Genomic DNA, 13,451 nt, shown 5'->3' with positions numbered 1-13,451 from the left:
ACCGTCCGGCAGGGCCCGCCCGGCGGCGCGGCGCACGACCGCGCCGTCCGACGGGCCGCAGACCCGTGGGACCCGTGGGACCCGTACCGGACGGCCGGGGCGGGCGGCACCGGCCGCCCGCCCCGGCCCGCGCTCCCGGTGGACCGCCGGGCCCCGGAGTCCGTCCGTCCCCGCCCTGTCCCCGCCCGGCCCCGCCCCGTCCCGCTCAGTACCGCCGGACGGTCGCCGCCGTCGCCAGCGAGCGCAGCGCGTCGCGGGCCGGCCCGTCGGCGAGCGGCGCCGCCTCCAGCGCCTCCAGCGCCTGGCCCAGCAGCGCGTCGATCCGCCGCTCCACCTGCTCGGCGGCGCCGCTGCGGGCGATGATCCCGCGCAGCCGCTCCACCTCGTCCCCGTCCAGGTCGGGGGCGCCCAGCCGGTCGTCCAGGATGCGGGCGTCGGCGGCCGGGGAGGACTCCACGGCCAGCGCCACCAGCAGGGTGCGCTTGCCCTCCCGCAGGTCGTCGCCGGCCGGCTTGCCGGTGACCGTCGGGTCGCCGAAGACGCCCAGCTGGTCGTCGCGCAGCTGGAAGGCCTCGCCCAGCGGCAGGCCGAACGCCGAGTACGCCTCCACCAGCTCCGGTCCGGCGCCGGCCAGCAGCGCCCCCACCTGCAGCGGCCGCTCCACCGAGTACTTCGCCGACTTGTACCGGACCACCGCCAGGGCCCGCTCGGCGGCGCCCTCGCCCATCGAGCCGCCCGCGACCGGCTCCAGGACGTCCAGGTACTGGCCCGCCATCACCTCGGTGCGCATGACGTCGAAGACGGGCTTGGCCGCCAGGACCGCCGACGGCTCCAGCCCGCAGCGCAGAAACAATTCGTCACACCAGCAGAGCAGCATGTCGCCCAGCAGCACGGCGGCGGCCGTGCCGAACTGGCCCCGGTCGCCCCGCCAGCCGCTCGTGCGGTGCAGCGCCTCGAACCGCCGGTGCACCGAGGGCAGCCCGCGGCGGGTGTCGCTGCGGTCCATCAGGTCGTCGTGGACCAGCGCGCTCGCCTGCAGCAGCTCCAGCGCGGCGGCGGCCGCGACGATCCCGTCCGACCCCGTCGCGCCGCCCGCGCCGCGCCAGCCCCAGTAGCAGAAGGCCGGGCGCAGCCGCTTGCCGCCGTCCAGCAGGAAGTCGCGCAGCGCCGTCGAGGCGTCGGAGAGCCGCGGCGAGATGGAGGAGAGCACCGCCTCCTGGCGGTCCAGGAAGTCCGCCAGTGCGTCGTTGACGCGCATGCGCAGCCCCTCCCGGTCCACGGGGTTGCCGGCGTTCTCGTCGAGGAGTGCGGCTGCGTCGGCGGGCAGGGTCACGATGCGGCTCCGGTGGAAGACGGGGCTGCCAGCCTAACCGGCCGCCTGCGCGCATCGCGCGATCACCTGGCCGGTGCCGCGTCTCACGGGGTGGACGCGAGGTGCCCCGGCCGTCCGTATCGCGGATAACCTGCCCTTATGGCACTCGGCATCCCCTCGACCAGAACGGACCGCGCGGTGACCGTCCGCGAGCTGCTGGCGGAGGGGCACCGCTCGTTCTCCTTCGAGTTCATGCCGCCGCGCTCCGAGCAGGGCGAGCGCCGGCTGTGGGACGCCATCCGCCGCCTGGAGGCGCTGGCCCCCAACTTCGTCTGCATGACGTACGGCGCGGGCGGCAAGTCCCGCGACCGCACCGTCGACATGGTCGGCCGGATCGCCGGCGAGACGACCCTCACGCCCGTCGCGCACCTCACCGCCGTCGGCCACTCGGTCGCCGAGCTGCGCAACATCATCGGCCACTACGCCGACGAGGGCGTGCGGAACGTGCTGGCCGTGCGCGGCGACCCGCCCGGCGACCCGATGGGCGAGTGGGTCCGCCACCCGCAGGGCGTCTCCTACGCCAGCGAGCTGGTGGAGCTCATCAAGGACGCGGGCGACTTCTGCGTCGGCGTCGCCGCCTTCCCCGAGATGCACCCCCGGTCGGCCACCTGGGAGGAGGACGTCCGGCACTTCGTCGCCAAGGTCCGGGCGGGGGCCGACTACGCCATCACGCAGATGTTCTTCCACGTGGAGGACTACCTGCGGCTGCGCGACCGGGTCGCCGCCGCGGGCTGCGACGTGCCGATCATCCCGGAGATCATGCCGGTCACCAACGTCCGGCAGATCGACTTCTTCGCCAAGCTCAGCAACGCCGACTTCCCGCCCGCGCTGGCCGAGCGGATCCTGGCCGTCGCCGACGACCCGGCGGCGGTGCGCGCCATCGGCGTGGAGTACGCCACCGGGATGGCGGAGCGCCTGCTGGCCGAGGACGCGCCCGGCCTGCACTTCATCACGCTCAACCACTCCACCGCGACGCTGGAGATCTACCAGAGCCTCGGGCTCCACGAGCGGGTCCGCTGACGCGGGCCGCGCGGCCCGGCGCCCCGGCCCGTCCGGAGCCCGTGCGCGCACCCGGCACGGTGCGGCCCCACCGCCGCGCGGGCGCGGTACGCTCGCTCGACCCGCGCGCGGCGCGGAGGGGCCGGCCGGTGCGGTGCCGGACCGCGGAGTGGAGGTTTCGATGGGCGTCGGGTACCTGCTGCTGTACGCCGCGTTCGCGGTCGTGGCGCTCTGGCTGGTCGGCGAGCTGCTGCTCCAGTACAAGGCCCCCCTGGTCTGGCGGGCGGCCGCCCTGGCCGGGTTCCTCGGCGTGGTCGGCGGGATGCGGATGGCCTCCGTCGCGGTGATCGGCCTGGGCGCGGCGGCCTTCGCGGTGGGGCAGACCTTCGTCACGCTCTCCGTCAAGCGCGGCTACGAGGCGGGCTGGTCCCTGCACCGCCCGGACGGCTCGCTGCCCGGCCCGCTGGGACGCCTGCCGTTCCTCTCCGCCGGCCCCGGGCCGGCCGGGGAGCCCTGGGAGGAGCCGGCCGAGCCGGTCGGCGAGGTCGGCCCCGTCGAGTTCGGGTCCGCAGGGTTCGACCACGACGGCGCGGACCACGACGGCGGGGGCCACGACGGCGGGGGCCACGGCGGGCCGCAGGCGCCCGCCGGGCAGCAGGTCTACGAGATGCAGCCGCTGCACGACGACGACTCCGACGGCTACGGCGTCTACACGGGCGCGGGCGCGGGCGCGGGCGTCGGCGCGGACCCGGGCGCCGCGGCGGGGGCGGACGGCCAGGGCTGGTACGACGCCTCCTACGCGGGCCACCCGCAGCAGGACCCGTACGCGGCGGCCGCCCAGGGCGGCTACGGCCAGCAGACCCAGTACGCCCAGGGCTACGCCCAGCAGGGCTGGTACGACGCCTCCTACGCGGGCCACCCGCAGCAGGACCCGTACGCGGCGGCCGCCCAGGGCGGCTACGACCAGCAGGCCCAGTACGCCCAGGCCTACGCCCAGCAGGGCCAGTACGCCCAGGCGGACTGGTCGCAGCAGGCCTACGCCGGGTACACCGTGCCGCAGCAGGGCGGCGACCCCCAGCAGCACCAGCAGTACCACTACGAGCCGCAGACCGGCACCTGGCAGCCCTCCGCCTAGCCCTGCGCCGGTGCGCCGGGCGGCCCCCGCGCCCGGGTCCCGCCGCTCTCAGGGCGTGCCGGCCAGCGCGGCCGTCACCGCCGCCGACATCCCCGCCCGCGGCAGCCCGCCGCCGGGGTGGGCCGAGCCGCCCGCCAGGAGCAGGCCCGGCAGCGGCGAGCGGTTCGCCGGCGCGAGGAAGGCGCCGCCCGCCCCCGCCAGCGACGGCGCGGGCACCGAGCCGCCCGGGGCGCCGGTCTCCCGCTCGGTGTCCGCTGGGGTGCGCACGACCCGCCACAGCACCCGTCCGGCCAGGCCGAGCCCGGCCGCGTCCACGTGGGCGAGCACCCGGTCGGCGTACGCGTCGGCCAGGCCCGGGGCCGTCCAGTCCACCGGCCCGTGCCGGGGCACCGTCACCGTCAGCACGGCGGCCTCGTGGGCGCCGTCCGGCACCTGCGCCGGGTCGCCGGGCCGCAGCACCTGCACGGTGGGCCGGTCGCAGGGCCGCGGCGAGGCGGAGAAGAGGGCGTCGAGCTCGTCGGCGGGGTCGGCGGCGTGCACGACCGTGCGGTGGGCGGTCCCCTCCGGGCGGGCGCCGCGCAGCGCCAGCAGCACCGTGAGGCGGCCCGGCGCGGGGGCCGGCACCGGCGGCCACGCGTCCTGCCGCTCCCACGGCACCAGGTGCTGCCCGTACAGCGCCCGCACGTCGATCGCGGAGACCACCAGGTCGGCGTCGATGCGGCTGCCGTCGGAGAGCTCCACGCCCGCCGCCCGGCCGTCCTCCACCACCACCTCGGAGACCGGCGCGTGGTACAGGAACTCCACCCGCCGCTGCTCGCAGCGCGCGTGCACCGCGTCGGCCAGGGCCCGCAGGCCGCCGCCGACCCGCCACACGCCGAAGGTCTGCTCCATGTAGGGCACCACGGTGGTGCTCGCGGGCGCCCGGCGCGGGTCCAGGCCGTGGCGCAGCGCGTACTCGCCCAGCAGCGCGGCGGGCCCCGGCTGCCCGCCGAGCTCGTGGCGGGCCACGTCGGCGAGCGTCCACGGGCCGCGGCGCAGCCGGGCCAGGCCGCGCCGCACGGCGGGGTAGGGGTCGGCGTGCAGCGGGCGGGGGTCGTCGGCGAGCGGCTCCTCCAGCAGGGGGCGGCGGGTGGCCTCCCAGACCTGCCGGCCGCGGTCCATGACCGCGCCCCACCGCTCGCCCGCCCCGGCGCCGAACGCGTCGTCGAGCGCCCGCACCACCCCGGCGCGGGAGACGTTGGGCAGCAGCACCTCGGTGCCGTCGGGCAGCAGGTGGCGGCTCTCCGGGTCGACCGGGGCGAGGTCCACCAGGTCCTCCAGCCGCTCCCGGCCGGTCTTCAGCGCCAGGTCGCGGTAGACGGCGGGCAGGGCGAGCAGCGCCGGGCCGGTGTCGAAGGCGAAGCCGTCCCGCGCGTACCGGCCGACCATGCCGCCGTAGGTGCCGGACGCCTCGCAGACCAGCACCCGGTGGCCCACCGTGGCCAGCCGCGCCGCGGCCGCCAGACCTCCCATACCCGCACCGATGACCACGATCCTCGCCATGGAGGAGGATCCTAACGGCGCCCCGCGGCCGGCTGCGCGGCGCCCGCGGCGGCGGCCCGCAGGGCCCTGCGCTCGCGGCGCCGCTCCAGGAAGCGGCGGATGCGGGAGACGGCGAACCAGACCAGCAGCAGCCCGGCCAGCAGCAGCGCGCCCGCGATCGAGGCGGCCGCCACGGGGTGGAAGACCGCGAGGGTCACGATCCCGGCGACGGAGAGGTCCTCCGCGGTGCTGACGACGATGTTGCTGGCGGGCTCGGGCGAGGTGTTCACCGCCATCCGCAGCGACGCCTTGGTGAGGTGGCTGAGCAGGGCGGTGGTGCCGCCCACCGCGCCGGCCGCGACCTCGCCCAGCGAGCCGTCGGCGTGACCGGCCATCAGGGCGCCGACGGTGGCGCCCGCCACCGGGCGGATCACCGTGTGGACGGCGTCCCACGCGGAGTCCACGTACGGGATCTTGTCGGCCACCGCCTCGAACAGGAAGAGCACGCCGGCCGCGACCAGCACGTCCGTGCGCTCCAGGGCGGGCGGCACCGAGTCCGCACCGCCGAACCGGCCGAAGAGGCCGAGCAGCAGCACCACCGCATAGGCGTTGATGCCGCTCGCCCAGCCGCTGGTGAAGATCATCGGGACGATCGACACGTCCGCCTCCCTCGTTCCCGGCGGTCCCGGGGCCCCTCCACAGGGTAGGGGAGGGGACGTCCGCACCGGGGCGGCCGGTTCCGCCCGGCCCGGCGTCCGGGGAACCTGAGTACGCGTACTCAGAGGTACTCGCCCGCGGTTCTGAGTATCTGCGCGGATGCCGTCCGACCTGCGCGGACGGCAGAGTGTGGGGACCGGGACGGCGGGCCGCGAGGCGCCGCCGGCCCGGGCGCGACGGACGGTGCCCGGCGGGTACGGGGGCCGGCGGGGAGCACGGGCCACGGGGGACACGGGGGCCGTGCTCCCCCCGGTACCGGCCGGGCACGGCCGTCGCGGGGGAGCCGGCCGCGGGTCCCGCACCGCCGACACGGGGCGGCGGAGCGGGACCCGGCGGGCGGCGCGGGGAGGCCGGCCCGGGGGACGCCGGGACGGCCCGCCCCGCGGCCCCGCGAACGCGCCCCGGGCCGCCCCCGGCCGCCCTCAGCCGCGGATGCGGCCCCGCAGCAGCCGCACCAGGGCCGCGTGCACGTCGTCCACGCTGCGCTCCGGCTGGAAGGCCAGCCAGTCGAGCGCCACCACCAGCACCATCCCGAAGAGCGCCGAGGCGGTCAGCCGGGTGTCCAGGTCCGCCGCCAGCGCGCCCTGCCGCACGGCCTCGTCCAGCACCCCGGACACCACCGACACCGCCTCGTCCCGCAGCAGCCGCAGCGTGTCGTGCCAGGCGCGGTTGGTCCGCCACGTCTCCGCGACGAAGAGCTGCGCGAAGGACGGGTAGGCGGCGATGAACTCCAGCCCGGCCCGCACCATGGCCTCCAGGCCCTCCACCGGCGGCCGGTCCGCCGCCGCCCGCCGCAGCGCGTCGGTCAGCAGCCCCACCCCGTGCCGCAGCAGTCCCTCGAACAGCTCGGTCTTGCTGCCGAAGTTGTAGTAGACGGTGCCCTTGGCGACCCCGGCGCGGTCCGCGATCTCCTCCACGGTCGTCCCCGAGAAGCCCTGCTCGGCGATCAGGGTCACCGCCGCCTCGTACAGCTTCTGCCGGGTCGCGTCGCGCCGCGTGCTGCTGGTGCTCATGGCGCCATTCTCGCCGCCGGCGGGCCGTGCGGCCGCCACGGCCGCCGTCACAGCGCCAGCTCCGGGTGGAGGCGGGACACCGACCACACCTGGCGGCGGCGTGCGGTGAGCGCGGTGAGGACGAGCGCCGCGGCCCAGAAGGCGGCCAGCACCGCGCAGCCCGTCCACACCGGTGCCAGGCCGCCGCCGCTGATCAGCCGCCGCAGCCCCTGCACCACGTACGTCATGGGCAGGAAGGGGTGCACGGCGCCGAAGAACCCGGGGCTGGTCTCCACCGGGTAGGTGCCGCCGGCCGAGGTGAGCTGGAGCATCAGCAGGGCCAGGGCGAGCAGCCGCCCCGCCGGGCCGAAGCGGGCGTTCAGCCACTGCATCAGCGCGGTGAAGCAGAGCACGGTGAGGACCAGGTAGGCGGCCACCCCGGCGCCCCGCTCCATCTGCAGGCCGACGCCCCAGTGCAGCACCGCCAGCAGCGCCCCGGCCTGGAGCACGCCGATCCCGGCGGCGGGCAGCCAGCCGGCCGCCGCCACCCGCCAGGAGGGCGCGTTGGCGGCGAGCGCCCGGGGGCTGAGCGGCCGCAGCAGCATGTACGCGACCATGGCGCCGACCCAGAGGGCGAGCGGGATGAAGTAGGGCGCGAAGCCGGTGCCGTAGTTGGGCGCCCGGTGCAGCTCGTTCCTCGCCAGCTGCACCGGGTCGCTCATCGCCGCGGCGCGGGCGTCCCGCTGCGCCCGGTCGTGGTCGGGGATCCTCGCGGCGCCGTCGTGGAGGCCGTCCGCCAGGGTGCCGGCGCCGTCCGTGAGCCGCCCGAGCCCGGAGTCGAGCCGGTCGGCGCCGTCGGCGAGGGCCCCCAGCCCGGAGTCGAGGCTCCGGGCGCCGTCGGAGAGCCGGTACAGGCCGCCGCTGAGCGACCGGGCGCCGTCGGCGAGCCGGCCGAGGCCGGAGTCCAGGGCGCGGGCGCCGCCGAGGGCCCGGCCGGTGCCGTCGCTGAGCTCGGCGGATCCGGCGGCGAGCCGGTGCACGCCCGCGTTCAGGCGGTGGACGTCGGCGACCGCCCGGTCGACGTCGCGGGCGAGGCCGGGCCGGGAGAGCTGCCGGGCGAGCCGCTCGACCCGGGCGGCGTCCGCCGCCAGGCCGTCGAGCCGCGGGCCCGCCCGCCGCACCGCCGCGTCGACCCGCTCGGCGGCGTCCACCACCTGGCGGGCGGCCCGGTCGGCCCGCCCCAGGGCGGCGCAGTCGGCCGCCGCACCGGAGGGGCCCGGGGGCGCGGCGGGGGAGCCGCCGGGGCACTGCGCGGCGTACACGGCGTCCATCCGGGCGGCGGCCGACCGTGCGTCGGCGAGCGCCTCGGCGGAGGCGGCGGGCAGCCTCCCCAGGTCGGCGGAGATCGCGTGCGCGGCGTCGGCGACCAGCCGGGCCGAGGCGGCGATCTCCTCCGGGTGGCCGTGGAGCAGCGGCGAGACGTCCGCGGCGAGCGGGTCGACCGCGTCGGCGAGGCGCTGGGTGCCGGCGGCGGCCTCGCGGCTGCCCGCGGCGAGCTGCGCCGCGCCGCGGTCGAGGCCGGACAGTCCGTCGGCGAGGGCGCTGCTGCCCTTCCGGGCCCGGGCGAGGCCGTCGGCGAGCGCGCCCGCTCCCTGCTGCGCCCGGTCCGCGCCGGAGGCGAGCGCCCCGGCGCCGCTCTCGGCCCGGTCGGCGCCGTCGGCCAGTTCGCCCGCCCCCCGGTGGGCCCGGTCGGCGCCGGAGCGGACCCGGTCGGCGCCCCCGGCCGCCTGCGCCGTCCGGTCGTGCAGGTCGGAGAAGGCGACGAAGATCCGGTCGTAGAAGCCCGCGGACGCCTTCGCGGAGGCCGCGGCTCGGACCTCGGTGAAGACGGAGCGGGAGATCTGGCCGACGATGTAGTTGTTCGCGTCGTCCGTGCGCACCTGCAGGGCGCCGCGCTCGGGGTGGTCGCTGTCGCTGGAGCCGATGTTCCGGCTGAAGTCCTGCGGGACCGTCAGGGACAGGTAGTACTTCCCGGAGGCGACGCCCGACGCGGCCTCCTGCGGGGTGGTCTCCCGCCAGTCGAAGACGCGGCGCCGCTCCAGCTCCCCGGCCAGCTGCCGGCCCGCGTCGATCCGGGTGCCGTGGACGGTGGCGGGCCGGTCCTGGACGACCAGGGCGACGGGCAGCCGGTCCAGGCGTCCGTACGGGTCCCAGAACGACCAGAGGTACAGGGCGCCGTAGAGCAGGGGGAGCAGCAGCAGGGCCGCCATCGCGGCCCGGGGGAGGCGCCCGCGGGCGAACCTCCGCAGCTCCAGGCGGGCCAGGCTAAACGCGCGCATCCGCGGCTTCCCCCTCGTTCTCGTCGTCGTCCCGGCGGCCCTCGCCGCCGGTGCTGCCGGTGCCGTCGCCGCTGCGACCGCCTCGTCCCCGGCGGTCCCCGCCGCCCGCCGGACAGGCGTCGTCGCCCGGACGGTCCCGCGGAGCGTCCGGGGCGTCGTCGGCGGGGCCGCCCGGCAGGCGCACCACCAGGCCGGCCAGGCCGCCGGCCGCGGCGGCGTCGGTGGTGGCGGCCAGGACGGTGACCCCGTCCTCGGCGACGGAGCGGAGCAGCCGCCAGACGGCCTCGCGGTCCCCTGCGTGCAGCCGGTCGTCGGTGTCGTCCACGCACAGCAGCCGGGGCCGTCCGGCCAGCGCGAGGCCGACGGTCAGCCGCAGCAGCTGCAGGGCGTCGAGGTCGCGGACGGGGGTGCGCGCACCGCGCGGCAGCCCGTCCACGGCCAGTCCCGCCCGGGCCAGGGCGTCGGACACCTGCCGGTCGCGGCCGCGGCCCAGCAGGGAGAGGACCGGCGCGTGCAGCAGCCGCCGCTCGCGCAGGTGCTCGCCCACGGTGAGCGCCGGGTCCGGCTGGTTGACGCCGGGCATGTGCCCGAGGGCCGCGATCCGCCGCACGCGCGCCGCCTGCCGGGGCAGCTCCAGCCCGTCCACGGCGGCCTCGCCGCCGGTGGGGCGCATGCGCCCGGCCAGGGTGAGCAGGAGCGAGGTGCGGCCGGAGCCGGCGGGCCCCTCGACGGCGGCCAGGGTGCCGGGCCCGGCGGCGAGGTCCACGTCCCGGTACACCCAGCCGCGCGGACCGCGCAGGGACAGGGCCCGCGCCGTGACGGCCGCGCCCGATCCGGGGTCGGTCATCTGTCGTTCCCCCTTTTGCACTGACTGGTCAGTTTAAATACTAGCCCGGGTCCGTACGGCCCATGTGCGCCCCCGGTGTGAGCTCCCGCACCCCCCGCGCTCCGGCCGGATTGTCAGTGGCGGCGTCCACCATGGGACGTGCGGGCCGTTCGGGCCCGTACGGCGGGCGGAGGGGGTGGCGTTGACGTGGTGTCCGACCACGGGGTTACCTTGAAGGCGTTCGAACGGGTTTTCGACCGAGGGTGCGGGGCGTCCCCGGGCGGCGCACCCGCGGCCCGGACCGTCGGCACGAGGAACAGCCAGGAGGCACCATGACCAGGCGTCACCCGGACCCCGTCGAGGTCCGGGGCACCGGCGACAGGCCCACCCACTTCCTCTGGCACGACCGGGTCTACGCGGTCCGCGAGGTGCTCGGCCACTGGCGGGAGGGCGTGCCCCGGCCGGAGGGCGCCCGGCGGTCCGCCGCGCCCGCGGCCGGCCGCTCCCGGCCGGTGGCCGAGGCGCCCCCGCCCGCGGCGGCGGGCCGGATCCGCGCCGAGCGGACCGGGCGCGAGGTGTGGCGGGTCGAGGCGAGCCCCGGCCGGGCCTTCGCCGCCGGGGTCTACGACCTCAGCCTCGACCCCGCCGGCCGATGGACCCTCACCCGGACCGCCGACTGAAGGGGGCTGGAGCAGATGGCGACCACCGGCGGCGACGCCCGTGTCATCCGCCTGGGCGGCGGACCCGTCCAGGGCACCCTGCCCGTCCAGGCCCAGGCCGCGGGGCCGGGCCCGCTCGGCGGACCGGCCGGGCACCCGTGGGGCGGGCCCGGCGGCGCGCCGGCCGGCCACCGGGGCTCCCCCCACCGCCCGCCCTCCGACGTCCACCCGGTGCTGCGCCGCGCCGCCGCGCCGCCCGCCGCCCTCGACCTGCTCGCGCACGCCCACCGCACGCTCGACGGGGCCCGCTCCCTGGAGGACCCGCTGGAGCGCTACGCCGCCGCCCACCTCGCGGCGCTGCGGACCTCCGCCGCCGTCCTGGCCGTGCGGGGCCGCCCGGAGAAGAGCCCCCGGAGGCGCAAGGCCATCCGCAGCGCCTGGGACGTCCTCCCCGAGGTCGCCCCCGAACTCGCGGAGTGGGCGGTGTACTTCGCCGCGGGCGCGCGCCGCCGCGCCGCCGCCGAGGCGGGCATCCAGGGGGCCGCCACCCTGCGCGACGCCGACGACCTGGTCCGCAACACCGCGCTCTTCCTGCGGATCGTCGAGCGGCTGCTCTCCCTGCGGCCGGACCTCGACCCGACCCTCCCGCTCGGCGACGCGGGTGCCCCCGGTGACGTGGGCGACCCGGACGCCCGCGGCGGGGCGGGGGACGACCCGGCGCCGCCGATGCCCCGGACCGGCTGAACGGGCGCCCCCGGGCCCGACCCCCTGACCCGACCCCCTGACCCGACCCCTCCTGACCCGATCCCTCCTGGCCGCACGGCTCCTGACCGGACGTCCCGGCGCCGGGCGGGCTGCCGACCTGTCGTCCGCCGGGGTCCCGGCCGTCGGGCCGCGCCGGTGCGCCGCGCCCCGGGTCCACGCTCTAAGGTGGTCCCGTCCGGTCCCGTCCCGCCGTGCCTGAGGAGTCCCTCCGTGTACCCGACGCGTCCCCGCAGCTCCCTGCGCACCGCCGTGGTCTGGGAGGTGCTCAGCGAGGCCCTCGACCGCCGGGCCGCGGAGCAGGACCGGCCGGTGCTCGACGTCCTGGACACCGGCGGCGGCACCGGCAACTTCGCCGTGCCCGTCGCCCGCCTCGGCCACCGCGTCACCGTGGTCGACCCGAGCCCCGACGCCCTGTTCGCCCTGGAGCGCCGCGCCGCCGAGGCCGGCGTCACCGACCTGGTCCGCGCCGTGCAGGGCGACACCCAGACCCTGGCCGACCTGGTCGAGCCCGGCAGTGTCGACGCGGTGCTCTGCCACGGCGTCCTGGAGGTCGTGGACGACCCGGCCGACGCGTTGTCCGGCCTCGCGGCGGTCCTGCGCAAGGGCGGCCTGGCCAGCCTGCTCGCCGCCAACCGGGACGGGGCCGTCCTCGCCCGCGCCCTGGCGGGCCACTTCGCGGAGGCGCGCCACGCGCTGGAGGACGAGACGGGCCGCTGGGGCGCCGGCGACCCCGTGCCGCGCCGCTTCACCGCCGACGAGCTCCGGGGCCTGGCCGGCGGCGCGGGGCTGCACGTGCTCGCGGTGCACGGCATCCGGGTCTTCGCGGACCTGGTCCCCGGCGTGCTGGTGGACAGCGAGCCCGGCGCCCTGGAGTCGCTGCTCAGGCTGGAGGAGGCCGCCGCCCGGCAGCCCGCCTTCCACGCGGTCGCCACCCAGCTCCACCTCCTCGCCGAGCTCGCCTGACCCCCCTCCGCCCGACCCTCGCGCCCGCCGGGCCGCCCCGTGCCACCGGCCTGGCCGCCCCGCGTCCTTCCGCCCCGCGCCACCGCCCTGGCCGCCCCGCTCCGGCCGGCCGCCGGACCGCGTCCACCCGTGTCCGTCCGCCCCCCGGTGCGGAGGCGACGGGCGGCCGCCGGACCCGCGGGACGGCCCGGCGGGCACTCCCCGCCCCCTTCCGCCGTTGGAGGGACGGCGGGTCGCCGCCCGGGAGTGGTCCAACGCACCTTCGGGTGACCCCACCACGACAGGGCGCCGAACCGTATGATCTGGGTAAAGCAACGAAGCATGGCAGCCAGGCGCATGGGGCATATGGACCACATCAGGGCCCGGATGGCATGGCGGAGTCGCAACCGTCCGGAACCGCGCTGTGTCCGTCTGCATCGGGCTGGGTTCCGGGGAGTCGCCTCCCTGCCTATCCTGAAGGGACTCGCTACCCCCGCCGGGGTGGCGACGGTCGCCCCCGCGACCGACGAGTAGGAGGACTCCGTGCCGCTCTCGGAGCACGAGCAGCGACTGCTCGAGCAGATGGAGCGAGCGCTGTACGCCGAAGATCCCAAGTTCGCGACAGCGCTTGAGGGAACCGGACTGCGCACCTACACCCGCCGGCGCGTCTACCTGGCCGCCGCCGGGTTCGTGGTCGGGGTCGGCCTCCTGATGGGGGGCATGGTCGCCAAGATCGTGCCGGTCAGTGTGGTCGGCTTCCTGGTCATGCTGGGGTGTGCCGTCCTCGCCGTCACCGGGTGGAGGCGCGCACCGCGCGGACTCGGCGACCGGGGTCCCCGCTCCGCACCCGCCCCGCGCCGCAGGGCGGGGATGATGGACCGCATCGAACAGCGCTGGCAGCGGCGCCGGGACGAGCAGCAGGGCCCCTGAGGGCCGCGCCTCCGGGGCGCGGCGGCACGGGGCGGGCGGCGGGCGGACAGGGGCACTGTCCGCCCGCCGCCCTCGTGCGCGGCCGGTCCTCGGCGGCCCGGCCGCCCCCCCATCCCCGTCTCCGTCCCCGTCCTCGTCCTGGTCCCCGCCGGTGACGGCGCCCTGCCCCTGGTGGCCTGCACCGCCACCGGTCCGCATCCCGGCCCGCCCCGCCGGAGCGGGGCACGGCCCCCGGCCGGACGGCCCGGCCGCCG

Annotated in this window: 12 protein-coding genes; 6 read left to right on the top strand and 6 right to left on the bottom strand. The window is 78.1% G+C overall.

Features of this window, described 5'->3' with window-relative positions:
* Positions 1 to 205: 205 nt before the first annotated feature.
* Positions 206 to 1,333 carry a polyprenyl synthetase family protein gene (locus LO771_RS04305; RefSeq protein WP_230648222.1) on the bottom strand — a complete coding sequence of 376 codons (1,128 nt, stop codon included), beginning with the start codon at positions 1,331 to 1,333 and terminating at the stop codon, positions 206 to 208.
* Between the two features lie 138 nt (positions 1,334 to 1,471).
* On the opposite strand from LO771_RS04305, the gene metF reads away from it, so the two are divergent.
* Both metF and LO771_RS04295 read left to right on the top strand, forming a co-directional pair.
* The gene (gene metF / locus LO771_RS04300; protein ID WP_230648221.1) at positions 1,472 to 2,392 is read left to right on the top strand and encodes a methylenetetrahydrofolate reductase [NAD(P)H]; all 921 of its coding nucleotides are present in this window, start codon (positions 1,472 to 1,474) and stop codon (positions 2,390 to 2,392) included.
* Positions 2,393 to 2,552: 160 nt separating this feature from the next.
* On the top strand, positions 2,553 to 3,506 hold the full coding sequence (locus LO771_RS04295; protein WP_230648220.1) for a hypothetical protein: 954 nt from the start codon (positions 2,553 to 2,555) through the stop codon (positions 3,504 to 3,506).
* 48 nt (positions 3,507 to 3,554) lie between these two features.
* Here the strand turns inward: LO771_RS04295 and LO771_RS04290 are convergent, their stop codons facing one another.
* The 5 genes from LO771_RS04290 to LO771_RS04270 all read right to left on the bottom strand — a co-directional run bounded on the left by LO771_RS04290 (position 3,555) and on the right by LO771_RS04270 (position 9,922).
* Positions 3,555 to 5,048 (bottom strand): NAD(P)/FAD-dependent oxidoreductase, encoded by a 1,494-nt coding sequence (locus tag LO771_RS04290; protein WP_230648219.1) that lies wholly within the window; start codon positions 5,046 to 5,048, stop codon positions 3,555 to 3,557.
* Positions 5,049 to 5,059: 11 nt separating this feature from the next.
* Complete coding sequence (locus tag LO771_RS04285) at positions 5,060 to 5,686, bottom strand: DUF4126 domain-containing protein (RefSeq protein ID WP_230648218.1); 627 nt, start codon at positions 5,684 to 5,686, stop codon at positions 5,060 to 5,062.
* Positions 5,687 to 6,166: 480 nt separating this feature from the next.
* Positions 6,167 to 6,757, bottom strand: a complete 591-nt coding sequence (locus LO771_RS04280) for a TetR/AcrR family transcriptional regulator (protein WP_230648217.1) — start codon at positions 6,755 to 6,757, stop codon at positions 6,167 to 6,169.
* 47 nt (positions 6,758 to 6,804) lie between these two features.
* A complete protein-coding gene (locus LO771_RS04275; RefSeq protein WP_230648216.1) occupies positions 6,805 to 9,075 on the bottom strand; it encodes a YhgE/Pip domain-containing protein in 2,271 nt (756 codons plus the stop codon).
* On the bottom strand, positions 9,062 to 9,922 hold the full coding sequence (locus tag LO771_RS04270) for an ATP-binding cassette domain-containing protein (protein WP_230648215.1): 861 nt from the start codon (positions 9,920 to 9,922) through the stop codon (positions 9,062 to 9,064). The genes LO771_RS04275 and LO771_RS04270 overlap by 14 nt, the downstream gene beginning before the upstream one ends.
* 311 nt (positions 9,923 to 10,233) lie before the next feature.
* Here LO771_RS04270 and LO771_RS04265 point away from each other — a divergent pair, with 311 nt between their 5' ends.
* The 4 genes from LO771_RS04265 to LO771_RS04250 all read left to right on the top strand — a co-directional run bounded on the left by LO771_RS04265 (position 10,234) and on the right by LO771_RS04250 (position 13,197).
* Positions 10,234 to 10,581, top strand: a complete 348-nt coding sequence (locus tag LO771_RS04265; protein WP_230648214.1) for a DUF6504 family protein — start codon at positions 10,234 to 10,236, stop codon at positions 10,579 to 10,581.
* Between the two features lie 15 nt (positions 10,582 to 10,596).
* Complete coding sequence (locus LO771_RS04260) at positions 10,597 to 11,304, top strand: SAV_6107 family HEPN domain-containing protein (RefSeq protein WP_308188831.1); 708 nt, start codon at positions 10,597 to 10,599, stop codon at positions 11,302 to 11,304.
* Positions 11,305 to 11,535: 231 nt separating this feature from the next.
* Positions 11,536 to 12,288 carry a methyltransferase domain-containing protein gene (locus LO771_RS04255; protein WP_230648213.1) on the top strand — a complete coding sequence of 251 codons (753 nt, stop codon included), beginning with the start codon at positions 11,536 to 11,538 and terminating at the stop codon, positions 12,286 to 12,288.
* Between the two features lie 522 nt (positions 12,289 to 12,810).
* Positions 12,811 to 13,197, top strand: coding sequence for a DUF3040 domain-containing protein (locus tag LO771_RS04250; protein ID WP_230648212.1), 387 nt, complete (start codon positions 12,811 to 12,813; stop codon positions 13,195 to 13,197).
* Positions 13,198 to 13,451: the final 254 nt, after the last annotated feature.

Origin of the sequence: Streptacidiphilus sp. ASG 303 (genome assembly GCF_020991365.1) — a bacterium.
Classification (GTDB): domain Bacteria; phylum Actinomycetota; class Actinomycetes; order Streptomycetales; family Streptomycetaceae; genus Peterkaempfera.
The sequence above is the reverse complement of the archived record's forward strand: the minus strand, read 5'-3'. Positions and strand labels throughout refer to the sequence as shown.